General features: G+C 62.8%; 28 protein-coding genes. 11 read left to right on the top strand and 17 right to left on the bottom strand.

Going from position 1 to position 24905, the window contains the following annotated elements:
- Nucleotides 1-120 precede the first annotated feature (120 nt).
- From NKI85_RS09800 to NKI85_RS09810, 3 genes are all read left to right on the top strand, one after another.
- The gene (locus NKI85_RS09800; protein WP_352523188.1) at nt 121-1014 is read left to right on the top strand and encodes a branched-chain amino acid aminotransferase; all 894 of its coding nucleotides are present in this window, start codon (nt 121-123) and stop codon (nt 1012-1014) included.
- Between the two features lie 145 nt (nt 1015-1159).
- The gene (locus NKI85_RS09805; protein WP_352523189.1) at nt 1160-1474 is read left to right on the top strand and encodes a hypothetical protein; all 315 of its coding nucleotides are present in this window, start codon (nt 1160-1162) and stop codon (nt 1472-1474) included.
- Between the two features lie 207 nt (nt 1475-1681).
- Nucleotides 1682-2323 (top strand): MBL fold metallo-hydrolase, encoded by a 642-nt coding sequence (locus NKI85_RS09810; RefSeq protein WP_352523191.1) that lies wholly within the window; start codon nt 1682-1684, stop codon nt 2321-2323.
- Between the two features lie 69 nt (nt 2324-2392).
- On the opposite strand, the gene NKI85_RS09815 is transcribed toward NKI85_RS09810, so the two are convergent.
- From NKI85_RS09815 to NKI85_RS09825, 3 genes are all read right to left on the bottom strand, one after another.
- On the bottom strand, nt 2393-2803 hold the full coding sequence (locus NKI85_RS09815) for a BA14K family protein (RefSeq protein ID WP_352523193.1): 411 nt from the start codon (nt 2801-2803) through the stop codon (nt 2393-2395).
- Between the two features lie 174 nt (nt 2804-2977).
- On the bottom strand, nt 2978-3190 hold the full coding sequence (locus tag NKI85_RS09820) for a cold-shock protein (protein WP_292418807.1): 213 nt from the start codon (nt 3188-3190) through the stop codon (nt 2978-2980).
- Between the two features lie 227 nt (nt 3191-3417).
- Nucleotides 3418-3630: a cold-shock protein gene (locus NKI85_RS09825; protein WP_006202520.1), complete on the bottom strand. Its 213-nt coding sequence runs from the start codon at nt 3628-3630 to the stop codon at nt 3418-3420.
- A gap of 509 nt (nt 3631-4139) precedes the next feature.
- Between NKI85_RS09825 and NKI85_RS09830 the strand changes: the two genes are divergently transcribed.
- Nucleotides 4140-4538, top strand: a complete 399-nt coding sequence (locus NKI85_RS09830; RefSeq protein ID WP_352523195.1) for a Kazal-type serine protease inhibitor family protein — start codon at nt 4140-4142, stop codon at nt 4536-4538.
- A 10-nt stretch (nt 4539-4548) separates the two neighbouring features.
- On the opposite strand, the gene NKI85_RS09835 is transcribed toward NKI85_RS09830, so the two are convergent.
- The 4 genes from NKI85_RS09835 to NKI85_RS09850 are packed head-to-tail and all read right to left on the bottom strand — an operon-like array spanning nt 4549 to nt 5499.
- Nucleotides 4549-4773 (bottom strand): hypothetical protein, encoded by a 225-nt coding sequence (locus NKI85_RS09835; protein ID WP_352523196.1) that lies wholly within the window; start codon nt 4771-4773, stop codon nt 4549-4551.
- A 34-nt stretch (nt 4774-4807) separates the two neighbouring features.
- Complete coding sequence (locus NKI85_RS09840) at nt 4808-4945, bottom strand: hypothetical protein (protein ID WP_352523197.1); 138 nt, start codon at nt 4943-4945, stop codon at nt 4808-4810.
- 45 nt (nt 4946-4990) lie between these two features.
- Entirely contained in the window at nt 4991-5236 is a 246-nt protein-coding gene (locus NKI85_RS09845) for a hypothetical protein (RefSeq protein WP_352523199.1), read from the bottom strand.
- Nucleotides 5233-5499 (bottom strand): hypothetical protein, encoded by a 267-nt coding sequence (locus NKI85_RS09850; RefSeq protein ID WP_352523201.1) that lies wholly within the window; start codon nt 5497-5499, stop codon nt 5233-5235. Before NKI85_RS09850 ends, NKI85_RS09845 begins: the two co-directional genes overlap by 4 nt.
- Nucleotides 5500-5835: 336 nt before the next feature.
- On the opposite strand from NKI85_RS09850, the gene NKI85_RS09855 reads away from it, so the two are divergent.
- The 3 genes from NKI85_RS09855 (at nt 5836) to NKI85_RS09865 (ending at nt 8111) form a co-directional block, all read left to right on the top strand.
- Complete coding sequence (locus tag NKI85_RS09855) at nt 5836-6018, top strand: hypothetical protein (RefSeq protein WP_352523202.1); 183 nt, start codon at nt 5836-5838, stop codon at nt 6016-6018.
- A 9-nt stretch (nt 6019-6027) separates the two neighbouring features.
- Nucleotides 6028-6294: a DUF1488 family protein gene (locus tag NKI85_RS09860; protein ID WP_352523204.1), complete on the top strand. Its 267-nt coding sequence runs from the start codon at nt 6028-6030 to the stop codon at nt 6292-6294.
- Between the two features lie 182 nt (nt 6295-6476).
- Complete coding sequence (locus NKI85_RS09865; protein WP_352776676.1) at nt 6477-8111, top strand: tetratricopeptide repeat-containing sulfotransferase family protein; 1635 nt, start codon at nt 6477-6479, stop codon at nt 8109-8111.
- Nucleotides 8112-8124: 13 nt separating this feature from the next.
- Here NKI85_RS09865 and NKI85_RS09870 read toward each other — a convergent pair whose 3' ends face one another.
- The 7 genes from NKI85_RS09870 to NKI85_RS09900 all read right to left on the bottom strand — a co-directional run bounded on the left by NKI85_RS09870 (nt 8125) and on the right by NKI85_RS09900 (nt 16676).
- Nucleotides 8125-8478, bottom strand: a complete 354-nt coding sequence (locus tag NKI85_RS09870) for a DUF1428 domain-containing protein (RefSeq protein WP_352523207.1) — start codon at nt 8476-8478, stop codon at nt 8125-8127.
- 81 nt (nt 8479-8559) lie between these two features.
- Nucleotides 8560-8988: a VOC family protein gene (locus NKI85_RS09875; protein WP_352523208.1), complete on the bottom strand. Its 429-nt coding sequence runs from the start codon at nt 8986-8988 to the stop codon at nt 8560-8562.
- 420 nt (nt 8989-9408) lie between these two features.
- Nucleotides 9409-10932 carry an ABC-F family ATP-binding cassette domain-containing protein gene (locus tag NKI85_RS09880; RefSeq protein WP_352776677.1) on the bottom strand — a complete coding sequence of 508 codons (1524 nt, stop codon included), beginning with the start codon at nt 10930-10932 and terminating at the stop codon, nt 9409-9411.
- Between the two features lie 326 nt (nt 10933-11258).
- Entirely contained in the window at nt 11259-11720 is a 462-nt protein-coding gene (locus NKI85_RS09885; protein ID WP_352523212.1) for a hypothetical protein, read from the bottom strand.
- 28 nt (nt 11721-11748) lie between these two features.
- On the bottom strand, nt 11749-12084 hold the full coding sequence (locus tag NKI85_RS09890; protein WP_352776678.1) for a hypothetical protein: 336 nt from the start codon (nt 12082-12084) through the stop codon (nt 11749-11751).
- Nucleotides 12085-12140: 56 nt separating this feature from the next.
- Nucleotides 12141-15308 carry an excinuclease ABC subunit UvrB gene (gene uvrB, locus NKI85_RS09895; protein WP_352523214.1) on the bottom strand — a complete coding sequence of 1056 codons (3168 nt, stop codon included), beginning with the start codon at nt 15306-15308 and terminating at the stop codon, nt 12141-12143.
- Between the two features lie 114 nt (nt 15309-15422).
- Nucleotides 15423-16676 carry a hypothetical protein gene (locus NKI85_RS09900; protein WP_352523216.1) on the bottom strand — a complete coding sequence of 418 codons (1254 nt, stop codon included), beginning with the start codon at nt 16674-16676 and terminating at the stop codon, nt 15423-15425.
- Between the two features lie 172 nt (nt 16677-16848).
- Between NKI85_RS09900 and NKI85_RS09905 the strand changes: the two genes are divergently transcribed.
- The 3 genes from NKI85_RS09905 (at nt 16849) to NKI85_RS09915 (ending at nt 20890) form a co-directional block, all read left to right on the top strand.
- Complete coding sequence (locus tag NKI85_RS09905; protein WP_352523217.1) at nt 16849-17889, top strand: CapA family protein; 1041 nt, start codon at nt 16849-16851, stop codon at nt 17887-17889.
- A 73-nt stretch (nt 17890-17962) separates the two neighbouring features.
- Nucleotides 17963-18922, top strand: coding sequence for a hypothetical protein (locus tag NKI85_RS09910; RefSeq protein ID WP_352776679.1), 960 nt, complete (start codon nt 17963-17965; stop codon nt 18920-18922).
- A gap of 324 nt (nt 18923-19246) precedes the next feature.
- Nucleotides 19247-20890, top strand: a complete 1644-nt coding sequence (locus NKI85_RS09915; RefSeq protein WP_352776680.1) for an FAD-binding oxidoreductase — start codon at nt 19247-19249, stop codon at nt 20888-20890.
- 7 nt (nt 20891-20897) lie between these two features.
- Here the strand turns inward: NKI85_RS09915 and NKI85_RS09920 are convergent, their stop codons facing one another.
- From NKI85_RS09920 to NKI85_RS09930, 3 genes are all read right to left on the bottom strand, one after another.
- The gene (locus NKI85_RS09920) at nt 20898-21410 is read right to left on the bottom strand and encodes a hypothetical protein (protein WP_352523222.1); all 513 of its coding nucleotides are present in this window, start codon (nt 21408-21410) and stop codon (nt 20898-20900) included.
- A gap of 160 nt (nt 21411-21570) precedes the next feature.
- A complete protein-coding gene (locus NKI85_RS09925) occupies nt 21571-22701 on the bottom strand; it encodes a hypothetical protein (protein ID WP_352523224.1) in 1131 nt (376 codons plus the stop codon).
- A gap of 6 nt (nt 22702-22707) precedes the next feature.
- Entirely contained in the window at nt 22708-23142 is a 435-nt protein-coding gene (locus NKI85_RS09930) for a DUF4383 domain-containing protein (protein ID WP_023719157.1), read from the bottom strand.
- A gap of 735 nt (nt 23143-23877) precedes the next feature.
- Between NKI85_RS09930 and NKI85_RS09935 the strand changes: the two genes are divergently transcribed.
- Nucleotides 23878-24816 carry a diacylglycerol/lipid kinase family protein gene (locus tag NKI85_RS09935; protein ID WP_352776681.1) on the top strand — a complete coding sequence of 313 codons (939 nt, stop codon included), beginning with the start codon at nt 23878-23880 and terminating at the stop codon, nt 24814-24816.
- Nucleotides 24817-24905 lie beyond the last annotated feature (89 nt).

Genomic DNA, 24905 nt, shown 5'->3' on the forward strand with positions numbered 1-24905 from the left:
CCTGAGTTTGCCAGACCTTAAATATCCGCCTACGCTTTGAGACAATGGCCGCCCGGAGCGGCCGAGACGAAACACGTAACGACACAATGATGTGCGGGCTGCCGCCCGCGGGAGGTTACCATGGCATCCGTTCCCTTCGACCAACTGGACGGCTTTATCTGGATGAACGGCCAATTCGTCAAATGGGTCGACGCCAAGATCCACGTCTTGACCCACGGACTGCACTACGCCAGCGCGGTATTCGAGGGCGAGCGCGCCTATGGCGGCGAGATTTTCAAGCTGACCGACCACACGGAGCGCCTGCATGAATCGGCGCGCCTGCTTGGCTTCAAGATACCCTATTCGGTCGCCGAGATCGACGACGCCTGCCGCACGCTGTTGAAGAAGCAAGGTCTCCAGGACGCCTATGTCCGGCCGATCGCGTGGCGCGGCAGCGAACAGATGGGCGTTTCGGCGCAGAACAGCCGGATCAACTGCGCCATCGCCATCTGGCAGTGGCCGAGCTATTTCGACCCGGCGCAGAAGCTGAAGGGCATCCGCCTCGACATGGCCGAATGGCGCCGCCCCGATCCGCGCACCGCACCGTCGAAATCGAAGGCGGCCGGCCTCTACATGATCTGCACCATGTCCAAGCATGCCGCCGAGGCCAAGGGCTATGCCGACGCCATGATGCTCGACTGGCGTGGCCAGGTGGCGGAAGCGACAGGCGCCAACATCTTCTTCGTAAAAGACGGCAGGATCCACACGCCCAAACCCGATTGCTTCCTCGACGGCATCACCCGCCGCACGGTCATCGGCCTTGCCATGGACCGCGGTTTGGAGGTGATCGAGCGCGCCATCATGCCGGAAGAGCTTGAAGGCTTCCAGCAGTGCTTCCTCACCGGGACGGCGGCCGAGGTGACGCCGGTTTCGGAGATCGGTCCGTACCGATTCGAGGTCGGTGAGATCGCCAAGACGCTGATGAATGACTATTCTGCGGCCGTTCAGCCCAAGCATGCGATCGCCGCAGAATAACGAAAGTCACAGCTTTTTTAACTAGTAGGGGCGGTTTTCAGGCCGCCCCTTTTATTTAAGCACTTCTGCATTTGACTTTCATGCAATTCGGCGTCTCATGATGGCGTCGGCCCGGGAGGCTGGCAGCTATGGAGGGACTGGAAATATGGACATGAACACGCTTCTTCCGATCATTATTCAGGTGATTACGGGTGTCATCGGTGGTCAGGCGGTGGGCGCGGCGCTCAAAACGGCGGCGATAGGTCAGCTTCCCAAAATCCTGGGCGGCGCCGTTGGCGGTGTCGGCGGTGCGGCTATTCTCAACAGTCTGCTGGGTGGTGGCGCGGTCGATCCGTCAGCAGCCGCTACGGCGGCAGGGGCCGGCAGCGCGTTGAATATTCCAAACATCATTGGCGGTGCCGGTGGCGGCGCTATCTTGACCGGCATCATCGGTGCGGTCATGAACGCGATGAAGAAATAAGTTTCGACGTTTCAGGTTTTCCAAATGGGCGGCTTCGGCCGCCCATTTCTTTTGTGCCGTTTTGATTTTTGTCGTTTGTCTTCTGCCGTTTGTGAGGGTGGTGGACGCCGTTCGCGTGTGTCTCTACATCAGGCCTGATGCAAGGTTAGAGCATTCCTGGTGCGTCCGAGGGGACGCACAGCGCTCCGACAGAGTGAAAGGACAAATATGGGCAAGCTCAACGCCAGCATCGTGCCGGTCACGCCGTTCCAGCAGAACTGCACCATCCTCTTCGACATGGACGACAAGAGCGGCGTCGTCGTCGATCCGGGCGGCGACATCGACAAGGTGCTGGCGGCGCTCAAGGACAATGCGATCACTGCCGAGGCGATCTGGATCACGCATGGCCATATCGACCATGCCGGCGGCGCCATGGAGCTGAAGGAGGCACTCGGCATCGAGATCATCGGCCCGCATGCCGCCGACCGGCCGCTGCTCGCCAATCTTGAGGCCCAGGCGAAGCGCTACGGCATCACCGATCCCGTGCGCAACTGTGTCCCCGACCGGTTTCTTGCCGAAGGCGAGACCGTTTCGTTTGGCTCACATGTGTTTGAGGTGTTCCATTGTCCGGGCCACGCGCCCGGCCACGTCGTCTACTATAATCGGGCCGCGAAGTTCGCCCATGTCGGCGACGTGCTGTTCCGCGGCTCGGTCGGCCGCACCGACCTGCCGGGCGGCGACCACGCCGCGCTGATCGCCTCGATCAAGGAGAAGCTTTTGCCGTTGGGCGACGACATCGGCTTCATCTGCGGCCATGGTCCCGGCGGCCGCTTTGGCGACGAGCGGCGGAGCAATCCGTTCCTGCTCTGAAACCGCTTGCCGGAAACAAAAAAACGCGGCCTGTGCGACCGCGCTTTTCCAGACGGGAAACTGTCTCAGTTAATTGGCGGTGCAGAAATGCTGTTCCCCGTCATAGCCGGTGAACGTGCCGGTGCGGGCGTTGAAGGTTCGGTAGCGGTCCGAGCAGTATTCGTACCAGCCACGGGTCCACGGCTCCGCATAGCTTTCGGCATAGGCCACTCGCGGTTGCATGTAGTAACGGCGGACCGGGGCAGGCCGGTAGTATTCATCATCATAGGCCGGGTCGTAATAGCGGGGCTGCGGGCTGGCGAGCGCACCGCCGATGAGGGCACCGGCCGCAAGCCCGAGGACGCCGGCCGCAACGGCGTCGCCGTTGCCGTGGTGACGGCGGTGATGGCGCCATTCGTCGGCACTGGCCGCAGGCAAGGTCGCAAGCGTGGTCGCAACGACCGCGGCGGACAGGATGGCAGTCTTGAAAATCCGGTTCATGTCGGTCTCCTTCGTGCCGGCCCGGGTCGTTTCGGGGGGATGCGGTCCGGCTTTAGCGAAGATTAATATGGGACCGTGGCTGAACGGGGGCTGAACGAAAGTTGACTGGCGGTTCGACGCGTGCGGCGAAAACCGCAGGCCAAACGGCCTGCGTCCATTCTGTCCAGGACTGGTTCAGCCGATCGACAGGTTGACGGCTTTCGGACCCTTGCCGCGCTTGTCCGGCTCGGTGTCGAATGTCACTTTCTGCCCATCCTCAAGACCGGAAAGACCCGACGCCTGCACGGCCGAAATATGGACGAAGACATCCTTTGCCCCGTCGTCCGGCGTGATGAAGCCGAAGCCCTTGGCATGATTGAAGAATTTGACGGTGCCGGTCTGCGGCATGGGAAGCTCCTTTGATCCCACAAGTCCAGTCTCGGGCCGGCAAATGCCCGGACGGAAATTTGTCCTTTATTTTAGTGCTATCGGCAAGAGAAAGTTTTGCGGGCGCCTGCAAGCATCCCAGAACACAAAAGGCGCGACGAAAACCGCCGCGCCTTTATAAAATTCAAATTCACTCCAAAGCCTTGCAGCATCCTCACACCCCGGAAGGACGCGCGGCACGCCGTGGATCAGGCGGCGCGGAGATTGACCGCTTTCGGACCCTTGCCCATACGGTCGGGCTCGACATCGAAGGTGACCTTCTGACCGTCGACGAGCGTGCGCAGCCCGGAAGCCTCGATCGCCGAGATGTGGACGAACACATCCTTGGCGCCGCCATCGGGCGTGATGAAGCCGAAGCCTTTGGTAGCGTTGAAGAATTTAACGGTGCCGGTCTGGGCCATTGGGGAAACTCCTTCACCCGTGTCAGTCTTGGTGGTTCCGCCCGCCGCCTGGCGCCGTGGGCAAGTCCCGGTGGTTGCTTCGGCAGTCATGCATTGGCGCATGGTAAAACCCCCCGCCGAAAACGGGGCTGTCAGAGATTCACAGTATCGGGGAAAGGTCGTCCAAAACGTTCCGCTCTCCGGGTCGCAAATGCCCGAACACAAAATTTATCGCACGGAAACGTGATGCTTGCAAGATAGAGCCGCGGGCCGCCCAAATGGGCACATCCCGACGCATCGCACCGATAGTTCCGGTTCTTCGCGCGGTCATCGGCCAGAAGCCACCCAGGCATGGTCCAGCAAGCGAGGCCTGTGCCGTTTTTGGGTTTGCGCCGGCAGGCCGCCCTGGTTTGCATGCCGCCAGGCTGCAAACGGGGTTGCATTCGGCAGCAGAATGGCGAGATTGACGAAGATCGGCCGACGCAGGCGCGATTTATGCGGGGGCGGGAGTTTCGAGGGAGGAAATATTCATGCGGTTTCTTGCGGCAATCTTCTCGCGGCAGGGTTTTTCCATCTTGTTCCTGTCGGCAATTCTTGCGGCCTGCACCGTCGTGGTCGATGAGGGGCCGGGGCCGCGCCCGCCAAGGCCGGAGCCGCAATTCTGCACCAAGCAATATGACCCGGTCTGCGCCCGACGCGGCGGCGACCGCCAGACCTTCGCCAATGCCTGCCTTGCTGAACGGGCCGGATACCGCATCATCCGTGAAGGGGAGTGCCGTGGCGGTGGTGGCGGCGGCGAGGAGCAGACATTCTGCACCCGCGAATACCGCCCGGTCTGTGCCCGTCGCCATGGCGAACTGCGCACATTCCCCAATGAATGCGAGGCCCGCGCGGCGGATTATCGCGTCGTCGATGACGGGCCGTGCTAGCGCACCGGCCTCACAGTTCGGCCGGATAGGCACCATCGGCGGGGCCGGCGTAGAGCTCGGCGCCGTCCTCGTTGGAGATGCGCAGGCGATCGGGGATCTGCGGCATCATCAGCGTGTGAAGCAGCGTGGCGGCGCCTTGCAGGGCGGCGCGCAGGTTCGGCGCCTCCAGCGACACTCGATCGAGTGTCGCTTCGTCGGCATCGCGCGAGCGGTAGAACTCGATTATGAAGTTCAAGCACGCCTCCAGCAGATTGTCGTGCGATCGAACCCTAGCCCTTGGACTTGGGTTTCATACCGGTCTCCGCCTGCTTGACCGCTGAGCCGAAGGGCGAGGCCGGCTTTGCAGCCACCTTGTCCTTCTTGGGCTTGCGTGTCTCGCGGTTGCTGCGCTGTTGACCCTTGGCCATTTCTGATCCGTCGTGCGTGGGTGGTAATGTGGATGTTGCTATCGGTCAGCCGGCCGGGTTGTCGACCGGTTCGAGATTGTCTTCCGTGGTGACCCGCTCATACGTCTCCTGCTCGCTACGAATGCGATATTGCGGCGAGCCGTCCTTGACCGGCAGCCGGCTCTTGATCTGGAACAGCTCTGCGGTCTTTTGGGCAAGGCCGATGCGGCTCTTCATGCGGACGGTCTGGCCGACGGTGAAGATATGCGCCGGCGTGTCCGTGCGCCGCGCACTCTGCTGGAAGCGGATCATGTGACATTCTCCTGGTCGTGCCGAAGCGCTGCTTCGAGTTCGGCGTGGTCGACGGCGACAAGCTGGCTGGTCGGGCTTTTCACCGTCCTTGCCGGCAGATGGATGAAAGTGGCGACGCGGCGCCAGGCAAGCCACGACATGCCGTCGATCAGTTCCTCGTCGTGGTCGATGTCATAGTCGCCGGCCGGCTGCACGCCATCCAGCCCGCCAAGCACGAAAGGTGCCGCGAAATGCGCGATGGAATGAGTGGTGCGGGCAGACATTCTTGTGCCTTGAAGTTCTTTCCGGCCTGGCCCCGAAAACGGGGCCTGGATTGCGGTACCGGGTGTCGGCGATCTGGAATGAGTTTGGCGGGCCGAGAACCCCTGACGCCGCGAGGGGCCAAGTATGGCCCAAAAACGGTTCCATACCAATAGTCTGAAAATGCGGCGTATTCAAGAAGATTCCGGCTTCTTGCCCCTACCAGCGTAAAATTACTCTTCTATGGTTATTTGCGAAACGATGATACGATCCCCCCGGGGCACCAAAAATTGTTTGAAGAAGTTCCGGAAGAATTCCTCCGGCATTTGTGTTTATTTAGGTATGAAGGGAATAGAGTCATGAATTCCGCAAGAACACCGGATGTCCCGACAGTTGTTGTCAATCCTGTCGTCAAGCCGACAAAGGTCATGTCGCCGCGCCTCACGATAAGAAGCGACGAGGCGGCAAGGCGAAGGATTGCCGACACAGACGGCACGGCGCGGCGGGCGCGCCAGCTTGCCGAAAGCAACCGCCTGATTTGACGCGCGGCGATGACACTGAATTTCCCCAATCCCAGCCGCTCCTATGACGCGGCGGCTAAGCGCATTCGTTTCGTGGGCCATGACGGCATGGCCGAAGTCCCGTTCTTCGTCGAGGTTGCGGCACTTTCGGCTGCAAGCCCGGCTGCAAGCGGAACCGAAGCCGAATATCTCAGCGCTTTCGATGCGCAGCGTTCGTCGATCCACGATGCTGCGCGCAAGGCCTACTCGTATGGCCGCAAGACCGTGTATGTGCTGACGCCGGCCGACTTCCGCTAGGCCGCCGGTCCGGGGGATTCGCTTCGTAGCGACCGCCGCCTGCTCTTGCACGCGCCGCAGCGATGGCCTAGATCGCGGCAGGCAGACAACACGGCAGGTTTCCCATCAACAGAAATCCAAGACAACCGGCAGGCGCACGTTACGGCTCAGGCGGGCAGCCGCCCCTGGGGCTCGACCAGTACGTGCAGCAGGCGCTGCAGCTGCACCAGGCAGGACGCCGGCAGGAAGCCGAGACGCTTTACCGGCAGGTGCTGGCGCAAAAGGCAAACCATGCCGCGGCGGCGCATTTTCTCGGGCTTTTGCTGCACCAGACCGGGCGCAGCGCCGAGGGGCTGGCGCTGATCGAACAATCGGTGCGTCTGCAGCCGAACAATCCGGATTTCCTCAACAATCTAGGCACCGTGCTGCGCGACCTCGGCCGGGTCGCGGCCGCCGCCGATCTCTTCCGCAAAGTGGTGGCAATTCGGCCGGACCAGCTGGCGGCGCGCGACAATCTCGGCTCGGCGCTGAAGCAGCTCGGCCAGTTCGAAGGCGCCGAGGATATTTATCGCGGCACGATTGGCCGCAACCCGTTCCATGTCCGCGCCCGCATCGGGCTTGCCGAAACGCTGCAGGAGGCGGGCCGGCTGGATGACGCGCTCGCCGCCTTCCGCGAGGCGCTGACGATACGGCCGAAGGATGCCGATCTTTTGCACGGCCTAGGCGTCGGGCTGATGGAGAAGGGCAGTCTCGACGAGGCTGCGGATCTTTTCAGGCAGGCGCTGGCGGTGGATCCCGGCTTGGCCAGGGCCTGGCTGATGCTCACCCAGGTCAAGCGCCAGAAGGAGCGCGACGCCGAGCTTGCCCGCATGGAGGCGGAGCACGCCAAGGCGCCGCAAGGCAGCCTGGCGCGCATGCAGCTTTCCTTCGGCCTCGGCAAGGCCAATGACGACCTCAGGGATTATGGCCGCGCTTTCGACTATTTCGCCGAAGGCAACGCGATCCGCCGCCAGGGCATCGACTACGACGCCGGCAAGACGCGCGGCGAGTTCGAGGCGATGAAGGCGGTGTTCGACAGGGCCTTTTTTGAAAAGCACCGGCCGAGCGGGATCGCCGACGACACGCCGATCTTCGTTGTCGGCATGCCGCGTTCCGGCACCACGCTGGTCGAGCAGATCATCGCCAGCCATCCGCAGGTCTATGGCGCCGGCGAGCTCAGCATATTGAAGACGGCGGTCGGCAAGCAGTTTCCGCTCAGCATAAAGGGCGGCTTTCCCTGGGGCATCGCCGACATGCTCGACAAGGCCTATGCCGAGGCCGGCCAAGCCTACCTTGACATGCTACACGCCCGCTATCCGGGTTTCCGGCACGTCACCGACAAGATGCCCGGCAATTTCCTCTTGGTCGGCTTCATCCATTTGATGCTGCCGAAGGCCAAGGTCATCCATTGCGCGCGCGATGCGGCGGCGACCTGCCTGTCGATCTACAAGGTGCACTTCCGCGGCGACAGCCACCGCTACGGCTACGATCTCGACGAACTCGCCGATTTCCACAATCTCTACACCGACATCATGGCGCATTGGCACACCGTGCTGCCGGGCGTCGTGCACGACGTTCACTACGAGGATTTCGTCGCCGACCAGGAAGGCCAGTCGCGGGCGCTGATTGCCCATCTCGGCCTGCCGTGGGACGACGCCGTGCTGTCGTTCCACCAGACCGACCGGCCGGTGCGCACGGCGTCCGCCGCGCAGGTGCGCCAGCCGATGTACCAGGGCTCGGTCGATCTGTGGAAGCGCTATGGCGACCGGCTGAAGCCGCTGCTCGACAGGCTGGCTTAAAGCGCCGCTGCGCCTAAAGCTCCATGAACGGCTGAAAGCCGCCGAAGATCATGCGCTTGCCGTCGAACGGCATCGTCGACCAGTCCGGCTTGAGACGCGGGTCGGCCATCACCTTGGCCATCACCGCGTCGCGGCTCTGCCGAGATTCATAGACGATCCATGAGAACACGACGATCTCGTCGTCCTTGGCCTGCACGGCGCGCGGGAACGAGGTGATCTCGCCATAGGGCACGTCATCGCCGACACATTCGACATAGGCAAGCGCACCGTGCTCCTTCCAGACGGCGCCGGCGGTTCCCGCCAGCTTCTTGTAGGCATCGAGCTTTGCCTTCGGCACGGCGAGTACGAAACCATCGACATAGGACATGGGGGACTCCTCCTGGGAGATTTTTCGAAGAGATGCCTCACCGGCATCGGCCGGTGAGGGCGCCTCGCCATTCGCGAAAGGTCAGGCTTTCTTCACCGGCGCGTTCATCGCCCATTCCACGCCGAAGGGGTCAGTCAGCTGGCCCCAGCGGTCGCCCCAGAACATCACTTGCAGCGGCATGGCGACCTTGCAGCCTGCCTCGACGGCCCGTTTCCACCAGTCGTCGATGTCGTCGCTGCCGAGATGGAGCTGCATTGTGTAGCCCTGCGGCTTCACAGCGGCCATTCCGTGCTCGGGATAGAAATCGGAAAGCATCAGCGTCGAGCCGTTGATGTGGAGATGGATATGCATGGTGCGGCCCTGTTCGTCCGGCGGATAGGCAAAGACCTGCTCGGCACCGAAGGCCTTTTGGTAAAATTCGGCGGCTTTGAAAGCGCCGTCCAGCTGAAGGTAGGGAGTCAATCCGCCAAGAACTTTGGCGGCGGGCTGGGTCTGCGGCTGGTCATTCATGTCGTGCTCCTCTTTGCGTTTGGTTTGCCTTTGCGAACCACAGGACGAATGAGACGGTGACAGTCCTACACGGCCGATGTTTTTTTTAAATGCCGAGTGCGGGCTCGAAATGGCGCTTGCCGCGATGGCCAGTTGGTCTCCTTCATCCTGCGATGCGAATCCGCGGGCTGTTTTGCGCGTCGACGACAATCTCCGGCCAGCCGATATCTTTGCGCAATTCCATCGGCAATGAAAGGATGGCGCGTTCGCTGCGATAACGGGCGCGAGCCGCCGAGTAACGGGTCACGGCGTGACCTATGGATGACAGAATAGACATGATGCTTTCTCCTCGATTGGCGCCGGCATCACCGTGTCGGCGTCCCAAGGACGTGGCATGCGATCATCATCCGACAGAGCGCCGGAATTTTTTTCCGCAATCCTTCAACCGCCCGCTTCGGCAACCTCCCGGAAGAATTCCTCCGGGCTGTCGACCTCGGTCAGCCGGCGTTTTTCGATCAGCCAGAAGCGGTTGCCAACCGCGCGGATGACGGAGCGATCGTGCGAGGCGAGCAGGCAGCTCGCCTGATGTTCCAGCAATTCCGCTTCCAGCGCTTCCTGGCCATCGATGTCGAGATGATTGGTCGGCTCGTCGAGCAAATAGAAGTTGGGATTGGCGAGCCTGAGCGCCAGCATCATCAGCCGCGCCTTCTGTCCGCCCGACAGCACGCCGATCCTGCGCTCCTGCATGTCGATGCTGACGCCGGCGCCCGCCAGCAGCGAGCGGGCACGCTGCTCGCCGACGTCGAATCTGCGCGACAGCATGGCCAGCGGCGTATCGTCGCCGCTAATGCCCGACAGCGCCTGGTCGCTATAGCCGAGCACCGTCGACGGCGTCACCTTCAGGCTTTGCGCCGCCGTTTCCGGCTCGACGATGGCGTTCCGGATCAGGCTGATCAGCCGTGATTTGCCGACGCCGTTACGGCCGAGCAGGACGATGCGGTCGCCTTGGCAGATGTGGCGCTTGCCGGTCCTGAACAACAGCGTGCCGTCAGGTGTTTCGACCCCCAAATCGTCGAGCGTGATCAGCACCTTGGCATGGCTGCCGCGATTGGCGAGCTTGATGGCGCCCGCCGATCTCTCGCGGTGTGCCGGCGCTGCCGCGTCTTCCAGGCGCTCTGCTCGCTGATTGAGCTGCTTGGTCTTGACCGTCAAAAGGTCGCTGCCGGAATTGATGCCGATATTGTTGAGCTTGGCGGCCTGCCGGCGCAGCTGCTGCGCCACTTTCATGTCGCGCTGGAATTTGCGCTCGGTCGAGGCGTCGACCTCGTTCAGCACAAGCCTCGCCCGCGAATAGGGCAGCGAAAACACCGGCGATTGTTCGGGGCGAAGGAACAGGGTGCGGTTGGTCGTCGCGTCGAGAAACGCCCGGTCGTGGCTGGCGATCACCACCGGCACCTCGCGCGGCAGCGCGTTCAGCCAGATCTCGAGCTGACTGATCTTGGCGAGATCGAGGTGATTGGTCGGCTCGTCGAGAAGCAGGACGTCGGGGTCGGTGACCCAGACCCGGGCAATCAGCGCCAGCCTTTGCCAGCCGCCGCTCAAGGCCCGCATCGGCCGCTCACGCATCGGCTCGGGCACGTCGAGCGAATCGAGAACGACATCGACGCGCCACAGCTCGCTTTCGGCCTGCTCGGACGGCAAGGCATCTGCCACCACCTCATGAAAGCTGCGCCCGGCCAGCGCTGCCGGGGCGACTTGCTCGACATAGCCGACGCGCAGGCCGCGCGTGCGGGTGATGTCGCCGGTGGTGGCTTCGATCTCGCCGGTCAGGCACTTCAGCAAAGTGGATTTGCCGCGCCCGTTGGCGGCGACGATGCCGAGCCGGTCGCCGGTGCCGAGATCAAGGCTGGAAAAGAGCGGCGCACGCATGGTGACGCCGAGAGACTTGAGGCTGATCAGGGCCATGTCGATTTCTCTGGTCTGGCCGGAGTGAGTTCCGGTTCAATGCACTTTGACGGTGCGCAGGCTGGCCATCAGGCTCGGCGTTGCAGCACCACAAAGGGCGGACCAAAAAATCGAAGCGGGAAGAAAAACCCGGACCGTCTCTGGTCAGCCCTGCAAGCAAGCTCGCAGGGCAGAGACAGGGCCGCGCTGACGGTGGTGAGAAAATAACACGCCCTTTCAAGACGTTCCAGTGTGGGAACTAGGCTACACCAAGGGCAGGGTCGATGGCAAGGGGGCGTGTTCGGCTGGTCGGGCCCGGCTGATTCGACACGACGGTTTTGCGCTCTCTAGACGCCTTTGATCGCCCAAGTTTGACGAATGCGATGATCAGTGTTGCCTAGGGTAGTATCGCCTTCATTGCTGGAACTATCGCCAGCAAAGTAAGCGATCGCGAGTGCCGCCCGCTGGCCTTCGTGTAGCCCGATTTGTTGCATCACGGCAGAAGCTTCGCGCCACGGCAGCGGCTCGTCCTGAATGAGAGCTTGTGCGCAGCGAAGCACTGGTTGTTTTAGTGGATGATCAGGTCCCATCGACCATTCCTCGACAAGTTCAAGCAATCTTTCCTTCGAAACTGCCTTGCCGACCGGTGGGCGGCATAGCTCGTGGAGAACACAAAAGGCTGCGTTGAGCGAGATCGACCACCCCTGCGCGATTATAGCTGAAGCCGAACTTGCGTCCGCATATGGAAAGCGAGCGTCGATCGACGGTTCAAAAGAGACTTCAGTGGAACTGTCTGGAAGTAGCATCATACCATTGTCTCAGGGAAAACGGACGACATTAGACGGACCTCAAGTGGCCACCGCTTGCTCCGAATTCCTTGTTCAGGTCAAGCAGGAAATGCCCGAACACCGTGCTTCTGCCGAGCTCGACAACAATCACGAGAACGGTGTTGAACCGGCCTGTGCCGATCAAAACTTGGTCGAACCGGTTCCGGGCGTCGCGGTAGACATAGTGGACGTCGGTCAAATAAGGCACGCCAAGTTCATCGAGATCCAGCGCATCGACATACTGCCAAATGTCTACGGCAGCGTCCGCCGTGGCGGTGACGTCTGCCATAGGCTGCACAAAGCAAGCCTTGAACTCTTCCTCTTCAAGTCTGCGAACGACCACCATCGTTCATTCTAGGCGCGGGCGCTGAAAGTCCGCAACCGCTACTGATCTCCGAAGCCTTACCGCCCCGGCCGCCCCGTCTTGCCGGGCCGGCGCTTTTCGCGGCGGGCGTCGGCGGGGTCTTCGTAGGAACCGATGCCGGCACGTTCGCGGACAATGGGTTTGGCAGAATCATTGCGATCCTTCGCGCCCCCCTCTGCCCTGCCGGGCATCTCCCCCACACGGGGGGAGATCGGCTGTGGCTTGGCCGGCACCTTTCCTTCAACCGGCTTCTCGGTCCGGCGCACTGTCATCTCGTCGAGCGAGTTTTTCTTGAACAGCGGTTTGGTCGGCTCTCCGGGGATGCCGAAATCGGAGCCGTGCGCTTCTTCGGCCGACTGTTTCTTGAACAGTGAACGCGACACCGCGCCGGCCGGCGTCGGCATGTCGGTGCCCGGCCCCATTGCGTCGAGCGACGGTTTGGCAAAGAGCGGCTTCTTGACCGGTACGGCGCCGTCGGCGCCCATCTCGTCGAGCGCGGGCTTGCGAAAGAGGTTGGGCCGGGCCGCCTCTTCGGCGGCACGTGCCTCGTCGAGTTTGCGGAAACGCTCCTGTTCCTCTGATGTACGATGTTTGGCCACGCCCTTGTTGTGCTTGCCCTTCTCGCGGCCGGAGACGGGGCTTTCCATGTCGGCATATTTGGCCAGCGGATCGTCGGAGATCGACAGTTCCATCTCGCGCAGCCGCTTGATCTCGTCGCGGATGCGGGCCGCCTTTTCGAAGTCGAGGTTGGCGGCGGCGTCGCGCATCTGCTTGTCCATCGCGTCGAGATGGGCTTTCAGATTGTTGCCCATCATCGCGCCGGCGCTGTCGGTGAACTGCGAGATGTCGGCGCGGACATGATCCTTCTCGTAGACCGAGTCCAGGATGTCGGAGATGCGCGACTTGACCGATTCCGGCGTGATGCCGTTGGCTTGGTTCCACTCCATCTGCTTTTCGCGGCGGCGGCTGGTCTCGGCCATCGCTCGTTCCATCGAGCCGGTGATCTGGTCGGCGTAGAGGATGACCTTGCCGTCGACGTTGCGGGCGGCGCGGCCGATGGTCTGGATCAGCGATGTCTCGGAGCGCAGGAAGCCCTCCTTGTCGGCATCGAGGATGGCGACGAAACCGCATTCGGGAATGTCGAGGCCTTCGCGCAACAGGTTGATACCAACGAGCACGTCGAAGGCGCCGAGCCGCAAATCGCGCAGGATCTCGATGCGCTCCAGCGTGTCGATGTCGGAGTGCATGTAGCGCACGCGAATGCCTTGCTCATGCAGATATTCGGTCAGGTCCTCGGCCATGCGCTTGGTCAGCACGGTGACCAGCGTGCGGTAGCCTGCCCTCGTCGTTTCGCGGATCTCGCCGACCACATCGTCGACCTGGCTCTTGGCCGGGCGCACTTCGACCGGCGGGTCGATCAGGCCGGTCGGGCGGATGACCTGCTCAGCGAAAACGCCGCCGGACTGTTCCATCTCCCAGCCGCCGGGCGTTGCGGAAACCGCGACGGAAAGCGGGCGCATGGCGTCCCACTCCTCGAAGCGGAGCGGCCGGTTGTCCATGCAGGACGGCAGGCGGAAACCATACTCGGCCAGCGTCGCTTTGCGGCGAAAGTCGCCGCGATACATGCCGCCGATCTGCGGTATGGTGACGTGGCTTTCGTCGACAAAGACCAACGCATTGTCGGGGATGTATTCGAACAAGGTCGGCGGCGGATCGCCAGGCTGGCGGCCGGTCAGATAACGCGAATAATTCTCGATGCCGGCGCAGGAGCCGGTCGCTTCCAGCATCTCCAGGTCGAAGCGGGTGCGCTGTTCAAGCCTCTGCGCTTCGAGCAGGCGGCCGGCCCGTTCAAGTTCGACCAGCCGGTGCTTGAGCTCGTCCTTGATCGACTTGATGGCCTGGTTCAAGGTCGGGCGCGGCGTCACATAGTGCGAATTGGCGTAGATCTTGACGCTCTTCAGCTCGCCGGTCTTCTGTCCGGTCAGCGGATCGAATTCGGTGATCGCCTCGATCTCGTCGCCGAATAGCGAGATGCGCCAGGCGCGGTCTTCAAGGTGGGCCGGGAAGATCTCGATCGTGTCGCCGCGCACCCGGAACGAGCCGCGGACGAAGTTGATGTCCTGGCGCTTATATTGCTGGGCGACGAGGTCGGCGAGCAGCGCGCGCTGGTCGAGCCGGTCGCCGATCTGCATCTGGAAGGTCATCGCGGTATAGGTCTCGACCGAGCCGATACCGTAGATGCAGGAGACCGAGGCGACGATGATGACGTCGTCGCGCTCGAGCAGCGAACGCGTCGCCGAGTGGCGCATGCGGTCGATCTGCTCGTTGATCGAGGATTCCTTCTCGATATAGGTGTCGGTCCGGGGCACATAGGCCTCCGGCTGGTAATAGTCGTAGTAGCTGACGAAATACTCGACGGCGTTTTCCGGGAAGAATTTCTTGAACTCGGAATAGAGCTGCGCGGCAAGCGTCTTGTTGGGCGCCAGGATCAGAGCGGGGCGCTGCGTCTCCTCGATCACCTTGGCCATGGTGAAGGTCTTGCCGGAGCCGGTGACGCCGAGCAGAACCTGGGTGCGGTCGTTGCTGTTGACGCCCTCGACGAGATCCTTGATCGCCGTAGGCTGGTCGCCGGCCGGCTCGAAATCCGAAACCATCTTGATGGCGATGCCGCCTTCGGATTTCTCCGGCCGGGCAGGGCGGTGCGGCGTCCACAGCACCCCGTCCTTGTGCAGCGGATTGCCGGATTCGATCAGCGCCGACAGCGCCGCGACGGTGGCGGTGACGCCGCCCGAGGCCATCGTCTCGGCCTCTTCCAGTGAGACGTCGAGGCCGGCGACAGGATTGAGACCGGCCGCAGTGCGCTCCCGCGCCGAGGCCGCCCCGCCCATCGAGGTACCGCGTGCCGTACGGCCGGGGGAAGAGGAGCGCTCGGGGATTTTCTTCGCCGGCTTCGGCGATTTGCCGCCGTCTTTGCCGGAAAGGCGCCCTTCCTTCTCGGCTTCCTGCTCGATCTGCTCGGCCCAGTCGGCGATCGAGCCGGTCAGCGGCGCGCCGGTGAACTCGGCCTGCGGCGCTTCGGCAAAGCCGCCCTTGTGCAGCGGCTCCGAGGCATCGAGGAAATCGGTCAGCGGGCTGCGCCGCTTGGGGGGCGAAGCGCGATCGTCATTCGCCGGCGGCGGCGTTTTCTTGTCGGAGAGTCTGGCCATGGCCCCGAATATGGGAGGTATCGGCCAAAATGGAAAGAGCGGAGTGGTGAGGGGCGCGAGGCGCAATTTGGCTGCTGACAGCAGGGTGTCAGGAGGCGCGTCCAAATATGCCCCTCAATTAAACCACAGCGCAAATGTCAGAAACCCGGCGCCGCCGAACTGACGCTGGATCTGGTTGAACTCCTCGCTGGTGAGAATCTTCCCGCGTTCGAGATAGGGCGCGATGGCTGGACCGGTGATCGACAGCACCAGGTCGAAGGGCTTTGGCTCATCAAAGAAGCGCTTCATGTTGATGCCTTTGTCGGCGATGCGGAAATGCGGCAGCAAGGTGCGGCCCTCCAGAAGATCCTCGGCCATAGCCAGGGCGCCGAGCCAGGCCTGCACCTGCTGCTCACCGACTTCGAGGCCGGTGAGTGGGCTGGCGCCTTTCTGCTGCGGCCCGGGAAGCCATTCGCGGTCATTGTCGGTTTCGGTGCGAATGGCTTTCCAGTCCTCGCGCGACAGCCGGATCATTTCCATGAGATGGCGGCGTGCCGCTTGCCGGCGCTCTGGCTCGACCACTTGCCAGTTGATCAGATGGACCAGCGAAATGAAATCGGCGAGGCGCCATTCGGACGACAGAATGCCGCCATTCATGCCGCCGTCCAGCGGCACGAGCGTGTCCTGCAGCGGCAGTTTTGCGCGCGGAAACAGCATGTGGAACGAGCCGTCGAACGTGTTGCTGAAATCATGTGCCAGCCAGAAATCGGCCTGCGCCATCAGGAACTCGGCATAGCCCTGCAGCCAATAGCCGTCGGCGCGGTCGAAGCGGAAGGTGAGGGCGGGTGCGGCCGCGTCTGGCGCACCGCCGCCGCGTGACAGCGACGCCATGATCGCCGCAGCGCTTTCGTCCGGCGCAATCGTGCCGTCCTCGTTGAGGTCGATGCCGAGACGGGTGAGGTCGATGACCATGCCGATCTCCGCGTCGGCGGGCACGGAGCCGAGCGTGGCGGCGGATTTCTCCAACCGGTCGCGGAAGGCGACGAGAATGGCGCGGAATTGTTCGTAGGTTAGCGGCTCGGGATTGGCATTGTCCGGCACCGGCAGCCGCATCAGCGGCAGCATGAACGATTGCGGGCTGTCGAAACCGTGGCGGTGCAGACCGCTGGCCAGGATCTCCAACGCGGTGAAGAATTCGCCGGCGCCGGCGGCATAGGCCGATGCCGGATCGCCGGGCGCTGCGGCTTCCAGCGCGGCAAGGGCGCTGTCGCGTTCGGCCACGGTTTTTGCCTCGAACAGGGCCGCCGGTTCGGGAGCCGCGGCGCTGGCCGAAGACAGCGGCAGGAAAAGAACGATGGCGCCTGCCATCAGCCTCGAAAAACGCGTCATCTTGGTCGCCCCTCTTTGTCGCTCCGCACGAACCATACACCCATTTGGTTCACGGTGCCTGTTACCTTCGGACAGGCCGGTCATCATTTCATTTGTATTTCATCTGTGCTGAGAGTCGACGCTTCAACCGATCCGGCAGACGGTCTACACAGGGCAAACCATTGGGCGTCGCGTGTCGAATTATCCGCTTTCCTACAAACTGTCATGGCTGCCGCGCTTCCTCCGGCCTTCGCTCGACGGCGACGACCGCGGCTTCGCGCCGGCGGCAGCGACCCTGCTCGAGCCGATGCCGGCACGGGTGGTGCGGCTGGCTTTCGTCGGCGATATCTCGGCAGTCGCCAATCGCGATACGCCGGAATGCGATCCGGCGATTGCGGCACTGCTCGCCTCGGCCGATCTCGTGGTCGGCAATTGCGAAAGTCCGGTGGTGGAACGGCCAAGTGCTGTCTTGGGCACCAGGCTTGGCACGCGCCATGCGATGAGCGAGCGGTTTCTTGCCGAGGCGCTGGCAGCCGCCGGTATCTCGCGCGAAAAACTGGTGCTGTCGCTGGCCAACAACCATGTGCTCGACCAGGGCATTGCGGGCTTCGACGAGACGGTCGCCGCGGTGGCGCGGCTCGGCATCCGCACGATCGGTGCTGGGGCTCCAGTCGAGCGGTTTGCGGTCGGAGCGCTGACAATAGGCTTTGCCGCCTTCACCCTTTGGCGCAATGCCGACGCGGCTCAGTTCGGGGGCCGTGTCTCGATGGCAAGCAATCCGGCGCAATGGCCGCGCGACGCCGCTGAGGGTGTCGACCTCTTATGCGTGGTACCGCACTGGGATTGGGAATTCCGACATTTTCCGCGTGCGAAAACGCGCACACTGGCGCGGCTTCTGGCCGAACATGGCGTCGGCCTGGTCGCCGGACATCATGCCCATGTCGTGCAGCCGATCGAGCGGATCGGCAAGACGCTCGTCGCCTATGGACTCGGCGATTTCTTCGGCACTGCCTTGGCGCGCCAGCCCTGGCCCGGCCGCATCGGCGCCATTTTCGTCGTCGATATCAGCGCCGATCCCAGCACCCGCGGGGCCATCGCCGCCTACCGGCTGCATGCCTTCATGCGGCTGCGCGCCGGCGACCATGAGCGGCTGGTGCCGGTTGAAGCGCTGGCGGGAAAATCGAGGCAAAAGGCTCAGGCCCGCCTCGATGCGATCCTCGGTGCCGCGCGTTGATGGCTGCGCTGACGCAGCCCGCAAAACCGGCTATCATGCCCCACACGGGCAGGCTTGTGACGGCGGGTTGGCGATGGAAACTGCGGATTTCATGCCGAGCGAAGCGGTGATCGCCGGCATCAAGAAGGACATCGAGGCCTATGAGGCCGAAAGGGCTTCGGCCCATCGTCAGACGGGCTGGCGGGTGCCGCTGTTCATCGGGCTGGTGCTGGTGTTCGTCGCGTTTGTGGCCTGGCTCTTCAACGGGGTTGCCGACCCCAACGAGCAGTGGTTCTCGACCCCACATGTGTTCCTCTATATCGGCGGATTCCTGGCTGCGATCCTGCTCTATTTCCAAGCGATCAAGCCGGCGAGCAAATTGCAGCAGTCGTTTCGCAGCACGCTGTTGCCGGTCATCTTCGGCTTCATCGAGGACATGCAGTACCGGCACAACGTCAAGCCGAATTCGTTCGACCGGCTGCCGCGCGAGACGGTTGGTCCGTTCAACCGACAGTCTTTCGACGATGTTTTCTCCGGCCGCTACGAAGAGTTTCCGTTCGAGCTTTACGAAGCAGATCTCCGGGAAGGGACGGGCAAGAGCACGACGGCAGTGTTCAAGGGCGTCATCGTCGCCTTCGAGACGATCGTGCCGTTCCCCGGCACATTGGTGGCCGCGCGCCGGACCAACAGGGCCGTCGGCTTCTTCCGCGGCATTTTCGGCAGCAAGATGCAGGAGCTGTCCTGCGGCGTGCCGGAGCTCGATGCCGCCTACGAGTTCCGCACCGACAATATCGAGGCGGCGCGGCCGCTGGTGACCGGCCGGCTGGCGCAGGCACTGCAATGGCTCGGCGAAACCCGGCCGAACGATCCGGCACGCGTTGCGCTCAACGGCAGCGACGGTTTCCTGCTGTTGCCGCAGGAAAGGAATTTTTTCGAGTTGCCGGACATCTCCACGCGCCTCGACTACACCAAGCATGTCGCGCCGATGATCGCCGACATGGGCGCGATCCTGGCGACCGCGGCGCTGGTGCGCAAGATCGGTGTGAAGGACTAGGCGGTGGAATAGCCGGAAGGCATCGTTTTTCCGCGTTAGCGCCGCCCCTCATTGCCCTGCCGGGCATTTCTCCCCGTATAGTGACGGGGAGAAAGGCGCTTTCATCAACGCTTTCGCCAGTTTTCGACGTCGCAAGATGAGCGCGAAGGTTGCAGTTACTCCCTTCTCCCCGTCACTATACGGGGAGAAGGTGCCGGCAGGCGGATGAGGGGCGGCGCGACAGCCGATATGCTTGCTTTATCTGTTCTTTGGCCACCGATTTCATGTCGTATCGGCGCTCCCGTCAAGCGCCGGTATGGTTTTTGTCTCAATCCGGCGCTATCGATGGGACAGTGGGGTGGGGCTACGGTCGAGGAACGCAAGGGGTTTCGCCTGTCGCGGCGGTTGCTGCTGGGTGCGGCGGTAGTCGGCGGCGCGATGCTGTGGGGCGGGACGACCGTGGCGCGGCTGGCGCGTGGTCCGTCGGGGCAGAAGAATTCCGGGCGCATCGCCGACATTGACGGCATCGACCTGGCGCTGAAGCCGCTGGAGAACGCGCCGGCGTACGATCCATCGCTGCCATGGCTGACCAAGGGTGGCGACATCAACGATGCCAGCGGCCTGTCGGTGACGCCGGTCTACGGCGTCGTCGAAGTCAGCGAGGAAGACCACATTGCGAGCGCGCTGGGCTTTGCCCGGGCCAATGGCCTAAAGATCTCGGTCGCGGCGGTGCGCCATTCGATGGGCGGCCACGCCTTCGACGACAATGCGCTGGTGCTCGACATGCGCAAATTCAACAAAGTCGGCGTCGATGCGGCGGCGAAGACGATGACCTTGCAGCCGGGCGCGCGCTGGCACGACATCCAGGACCTTTTGCACCCGCGCTTCGCTGTGAAGGCGATGCAGTCGACCGACATCTTTTCGGTCGGCGGCTCGCTGTCGGTCAACGCCCACGGCATGGACCATCAGGCCGGCTCGGTCGCCGGCTCGATCCGCTCGATGCGGGTGATTCTGGCCGACGGCTCGGTGACGACCTGCTCACCGACCGAAAACACCGAGCTGTTCCGCCACGTCTTCGGCGGCTACGGCCTGTTCGGCGTGGTGCTGGAGGCGACGCTCGACATCGTCGACAACGCCGTCTACCGGACCTCGCGCGCGATCATCAAATCGGACGATTTTCCGAAATTCTTTGCCGAGGTGCTGGAGCCCAACAGGGACATCGGCCTGTTCTACGGCCATTTGTCGACGGCACCGGGCAACTTCCTCGAAGACATGATCGTCTACCGCTACGACAAGGTGGCCGACCAGCCGCCGGCCGACCAGCCGGCAATCGGCGAACCGGGTTCGGTTGGGCTCAAGCGGGTGATCATCAACCTGGCGAAATGGGGCAGCCTGTTCCAGGAGCTGAAATGGTTCACCGAAAAGACGCTGGAGCCGAAATTCGAGAGCTGCACTGTGGCGCGGACGACGGCAATGGCCGAAGGCGAGGCCTGCCTGGTCACGCGCAACAACCCGATGCACGATTCAGTGCCCTATCTGTTCAACGACCTGCTCGACGAAACCGACATATTGCATGAATATTTTATCCCGCGGGCAGCCTATAACCCGTTCATCGCGGAAGCGCGCGAGATCCTGCGCAACCAGAGCCTGCCGGTGCTCAACGCCTCGGTGCGCATCGTCCACAAAGAGGATGTGGCGCTGAATTATGCGCCGGAGCCGGCCTATTCGCTCGTGCTCTACATCAATCAGCCGACCGACGCCGACGGCAATGCCAGGATGCGGGCGCTGACAAGGGCGCTGATCGACGTGACGATCAAGCATGGCGGGCGGTTTTTCCTGCCTTACCAGCTCCATTATACGGGCAAGGAGCTGCTTGCCTCCTATCCGGAACTGCCGTCTTTCCTGGCGAAGAAGCGGCAATACGATCCGGGCGAGCTGTTTTCGTCTACTTTTTATCGCGCCATCAAAGCACTGATCGGAACGGCCTGAGGGCCGGTTACAGACCGTCAGGCAGTTTCGCCGCCAGCCAGTTCGCCGAGCGCTTGGCGATGCCGATCGTTGCCGATGCGGCGCGGCCGAGATCGCTCTTGACCACGGCGTAACCGGTCGTCGTGCGGTAGAGCATGGCGCGGCCGCCATCGACCGCCGCTTCGTAGGCGACCGGCCGGACGGCTTCTGTTTCCGTCGCCGTCGCCTGCGTTCCGACCGCAGCGCTGGGCCGATGGCTCAGTTCCGATGGCAGCGGATCTGTCGCGGCCGTGCTAGCCGTCGTCAATTCAGGCTCGGAAGCGGTCGCGAGCTGCGATGACGAAGACGAGTTCTGTGTCCGGCAGATGCCCGAGACCAGCGGATAATCGAAATTGCGCTCGTGCAGCATCTGGCTTTTCATCGCCGCTTCGCATTCTGCGATGGTCGACCATTTGGCGGGCGTCTCGCCGATATACTCGCAAAGCCTGGCGTCGCAGTCGCAGCCGACGATGGTCATGGCGACAAGGGCGGTCTTGATCACGGTCTTGTCCCTTCGAGTTGCCTGGCGCATGTGCGCAAGATCAAAGTGCTACGGCGTCATCAATCGTTGCGGAACAAGGCGGGATTTGGCCGCGATTGTGGAATGAGCGTGGCGGAGCATCACGCAACGTCTTGCGGAGGCCGGCTGTGACCGAAAGGCCTCAGTAATCGTAGACGTGTTCGAGCCTGGCGCCTGCCGTCATCAGCGCCGGCAGCACGATGTGCAGCTTGCGCACGGCGACGGTCAGCCCGGTGCGGCGCGTCGCTGGCTCTGCCGGAAGCGGATAGCTGAACAAAGCGCGCGCGCCTTCGGGAACATTGATTTCGTCATTGGAAAGCATGGTGAGCATGATCTCGTCATTGCCGCCGATCTCGACGAAGGAGACGCCCTTGTCGATCAGGCGCGGGATCATGTCGGTGAACACCTGATAGCGCTTGGTGACGAAGATCGCGCCGTCGGCGCCGAGATCGCGCTCCAGCAAGGTGTCGGGTTCGTTGCGCGTCACTTCGCCGACCGGACCCTTGGCCCAGACATGAATGTCAAGCAAGGCCGGATCGGTGGTGGCGGCGAGCGCCGACTTGATCAGATCGGCATAGCCCTGCTTGATCGTGTCGGCGAGGCCGAAGGCGAGCTTGCGTTCGCCGGTGCGGACGGCGCTGTCGTCCGCTGCCGGCTGGACGCCAAACAGGCCGGCGCGCTTTTCGGCGTACGGAAACTGGTACCACGGCACCTGGTCGAGAAAGCCGGCATAATCGGCCGCCACCTTGGCCTGGTAGATGTCGACGGCGGTTCGCTTGCCGGCGGTCGCCTCGGTGATGCGGCCGACCGTATTCTCATACGCCCACTGGATGGCGTGCTCGATCGTGTGGCTGGTGCCGATGATCACCAGCATCTGGTGGTTGTCGAGGTTGAACTTGTAGGCGGAACTGGCGCGGATGACCGTCGCATAGTCCTGCCAGAAGCGGCCGATATAGGAGAGATAGGGAAAACCGCTCGGCTGGTTCTTGTCGACGAAGCCGGCATATTCGCGGGCGGCGTAGACGATGGCCCATTCCGGATAGGTGAGAAAGGTCGATTCCTCCGGCCGCTGGTAGCCGGGGATTTCGGCACGGACCTTGTCGGCCAGCGCCTTCGGCGGGGCACCCACGGCGATGCCCGGCAATGGTGTTGTGTCCAGCGACGGCGTCGTGAGAAAGCCGTAGGCCAGCCCGGCGATCGGGATCAACACGACAATGACGACGAGCCAGAGGATCGCCTTGATGATGCGCTTCAGCCAGCGGAACAGGAACATGGCCGGTCAGGCCGTGGCGAAATGGTCGTAGACGCGTTTCGACAGCCAGAACCCGACATAGACGGCGAAGCCGCCGATGACGATGTGCGGCAGGTTGGCGAAGAAGCGGGCCGGAAATTCGATGTCGTTCAAGGAGCGGAAGCCGTTGATGAAGATGCCGCCATCGAGGCAGCCGGAACCGGTGACCAGCCCGAGCACGCCGTCGAACAGATAGACCGAGCCGAACAGCTTGAAATAGAACACCGCCTGGCGGTGCGAGATGAAGGCGGCGGCCAGCGCCCAGACGCCGGAGAAGGCGTGCAGCAAATCATCATACCACTGCAGCGAGAACAGGCCGAACAGATTGCCGCCGGCATCGTTGAAGGCCGGCACATAGCCGATGGCAACAACACCGAAGAACAGGAAAGCATAGGCAACAGCAAGCTTTTGGATGAGCGTCATGAAATGTCCCCCTGCCGTCAGCCCTTTCAAACGGCCCCCGACGGCCAATGGATAGTAGCTGATTTTGGCGTGGGGTGAAGCGTCGCCGGCAAAATCGTCAGGCGGAGCCACAAAGACAGTCGGCGCCGGGATTTCTCCCAGCGCCTCCCTGTCAGATCAGGACACGGTCGCGGCAGCAACTCCCGAAAGATGTCGCGCCATGCCGGCCTTGATTTTGACGGTCCTGCCAGTCGCCGCCCGAGGGCAGCGTCCGTTCCGGACCACGCCGGTCTCCACTCTTGCGAGCTTTGCCCAGCGCGCCATCGAAGGTTTTTGCCGTCCTTCATGGCAGCATCGGTCCGCCGTCGGCGTTCGCACGCTTTCCGCGGCCCCGTAGGTCTCGGCTTCCATCCCTCCAACAGGCAAGCCTGTTCTCGTTCAGGGCCGTACGGGCCTCAGGAAATCCGCCGTTCCGCTTTGCCTTTCGGCGTGGCGATCGGTAGCCGCCTGAGATGGGTTTAATGTACGGGGGATAAGCGTTTGGCGAAACTGCCGCAAGCCTGTGAATAGCGGGATTATCGGGGACTGACCCTGCCAAAATAGCGACTTTCCGATCTCTGCCGCCGCCGGCCGGGATTTGCCGCCTCGATGCGGAAGCCGCATTGTCGGACATTCGATCTTGCCCCGCGGGCCGGCGCGGGCTTCAATGCCGGCAAATGATTGGAAGGCGTGTTCGATGGCCTTGGGGAGGCAGGCTTGAAGGTCGCGGTGGTTCTCAATCCGATCGCCGGCGGCGGCAGGCTCAAGCGGCATTGGCCCGAGGTTGCGGCTTCGTTGAAAAGACATTTCGGCGATTTCGAGCTGCGTGAAACGCAGGCCGAGGGCGATGCCGAAAGGCTGGCGCTCGACCTTGCCGCCATCGGCTTCGAGCTGGTGATCGCGGCCGGCGGCGACGGCACCGCCAGCGAGGTTGCCGACGGGCTGCTGAAAGCTTTCCGGGAAAGCGGCCGGACGGCCGAGCTCGGGCTGCTGCCGTGCGGCACCGGCATCGACTTCGCGCGCGGGCTCGGCCTGTCGAACAACGTCGACCTGACGCTGAAGCGGATTGCCGAGGCCAAAGGGCGCAAGGTCGATGCCGGCTGCATCAGCTATGTCGACGACCACGGCGCGCTGGCCAGCCGCCATTTCATCAACATCGCCAGCCTGGGGCTTTCCGGCGCCACCGACCGCGCGGTCAACGCCGACAAGCGCAAGGGCAACGTTTCGGCCAAGGCACTGTTCTACTGGCGCACGGTCTGGGAGTTCCTCCGCTACCGGTTCCAGGAGGTTGCGATCACCGTCGACGACGGTGCCCCGGTCGAGGCGCGCATGGCGCTGGTGGCGGTGGCCAACGGAAAATTCTTCGGTGGCGGCATGATGATCGCGCCCGACGCCGAGCTTAACGACGGCGAGTTCGACATCGTCATCCTGCGCGCCGCCGGCAAGCTGAAGCTGATCTGGGACATTCGCCTGCTCTATGGCGGGCGGCACCGCAACCATCCGGCGATCACCATCCTGCGCGGCAAGAAAGTGGTTGTCGAGCCGCTCGGCGATGTGCAAAAGAACGCCGCGCTGATCGACATAGACGGCGAATCGCCGGGTCGCATACCGGCAACCTTCGAGATCCTGCCCGGCGCATTGACGCTGAGATATTGAATCAAGCTGTTAAAACTTTGATTCAGTTGACTGCGGCTCTGGTTCCGGCGATCTCTCCAATCGACTGAAATCGATTGATAATCCGGCCA

This window comes from Mesorhizobium sp. M0571, from assembly GCF_040320985.1.
Taxonomy (GTDB): Bacteria; Pseudomonadota; Alphaproteobacteria; order Rhizobiales; family Rhizobiaceae; genus Mesorhizobium.

Excerpts from the sequence above, each read along its gene's own strand:
- NKI85_RS09815 (WP_352523193.1), bottom strand. The coding sequence starts at position 2,803 with ATGAACCGGATTTTCAAGACTGCCATCCTGTCCGCCGCGGTCGTTGCG.
- NKI85_RS09840 (WP_352523197.1), bottom strand. The coding sequence starts at position 4,945 with ATGGCCAAGGGTCAACAGCGCAGCAACCGCGAGACACGCAAGCCCAAG.
- NKI85_RS09880 (WP_352776677.1), bottom strand. The coding sequence starts at position 10,932 with ATGGCCCTGATCAGCCTCAAGTCTCTCGGCGTCACCATGCGTGCGCCG.
- NKI85_RS09910 (WP_352776679.1), top strand. The coding sequence starts at position 17,963 with ATGGAAACTGCGGATTTCATGCCGAGCGAAGCGGTGATCGCCGGCATC.
- NKI85_RS09885 (WP_352523212.1), bottom strand. The coding sequence starts at position 11,720 with ATGATGCTACTTCCAGACAGTTCCACTGAAGTCTCTTTTGAACCGTCG.
- NKI85_RS09855 (WP_352523202.1), top strand. The coding sequence starts at position 5,836 with ATGAATTCCGCAAGAACACCGGATGTCCCGACAGTTGTTGTCAATCCT.
- NKI85_RS09890 (WP_352776678.1), bottom strand. The coding sequence starts at position 12,084 with ATGGTGGTCGTTCGCAGACTTGAAGAGGAAGAGTTCAAGGCTTGCTTT.
- NKI85_RS09915 (WP_352776680.1), top strand. The coding sequence starts at position 19,247 with ATGGGACAGTGGGGTGGGGCTACGGTCGAGGAACGCAAGGGGTTTCGC.
- NKI85_RS09810 (WP_352523191.1), top strand. The coding sequence starts at position 1,682 with ATGGGCAAGCTCAACGCCAGCATCGTGCCGGTCACGCCGTTCCAGCAG.
- uvrB (WP_352523214.1), bottom strand. The coding sequence starts at position 15,308 with ATGGCCAGACTCTCCGACAAGAAAACGCCGCCGCCGGCGAATGACGAT.
- NKI85_RS09900 (WP_352523216.1), bottom strand. The coding sequence starts at position 16,676 with ATGACGCGTTTTTCGAGGCTGATGGCAGGCGCCATCGTTCTTTTCCTG.
- NKI85_RS09805 (WP_352523189.1), top strand. The coding sequence starts at position 1,160 with ATGGACATGAACACGCTTCTTCCGATCATTATTCAGGTGATTACGGGT.
- NKI85_RS09850 (WP_352523201.1), bottom strand. The coding sequence starts at position 5,499 with ATGTCTGCCCGCACCACTCATTCCATCGCGCATTTCGCGGCACCTTTC.
- NKI85_RS09830 (WP_352523195.1), top strand. The coding sequence starts at position 4,140 with ATGCGGTTTCTTGCGGCAATCTTCTCGCGGCAGGGTTTTTCCATCTTG.
- NKI85_RS09825 (WP_006202520.1), bottom strand. The coding sequence starts at position 3,630 with ATGGCCCAGACCGGCACCGTTAAATTCTTCAACGCTACCAAAGGCTTC.
- NKI85_RS09925 (WP_352523224.1), bottom strand. The coding sequence starts at position 22,701 with ATGTTCCTGTTCCGCTGGCTGAAGCGCATCATCAAGGCGATCCTCTGG.
- NKI85_RS09875 (WP_352523208.1), bottom strand. The coding sequence starts at position 8,988 with ATGAATGACCAGCCGCAGACCCAGCCCGCCGCCAAAGTTCTTGGCGGA.
- NKI85_RS09820 (WP_292418807.1), bottom strand. The coding sequence starts at position 3,190 with ATGCCGCAGACCGGCACCGTCAAATTCTTCAATCATGCCAAGGGCTTC.
- NKI85_RS09870 (WP_352523207.1), bottom strand. The coding sequence starts at position 8,478 with ATGTCCTATGTCGATGGTTTCGTACTCGCCGTGCCGAAGGCAAAGCTC.
- NKI85_RS09860 (WP_352523204.1), top strand. The coding sequence starts at position 6,028 with ATGACACTGAATTTCCCCAATCCCAGCCGCTCCTATGACGCGGCGGCT.
- NKI85_RS09845 (WP_352523199.1), bottom strand. The coding sequence starts at position 5,236 with ATGATCCGCTTCCAGCAGAGTGCGCGGCGCACGGACACGCCGGCGCAT.
- NKI85_RS09800 (WP_352523188.1), top strand. The coding sequence starts at position 121 with ATGGCATCCGTTCCCTTCGACCAACTGGACGGCTTTATCTGGATGAAC.
- NKI85_RS09930 (WP_023719157.1), bottom strand. The coding sequence starts at position 23,142 with ATGACGCTCATCCAAAAGCTTGCTGTTGCCTATGCTTTCCTGTTCTTC.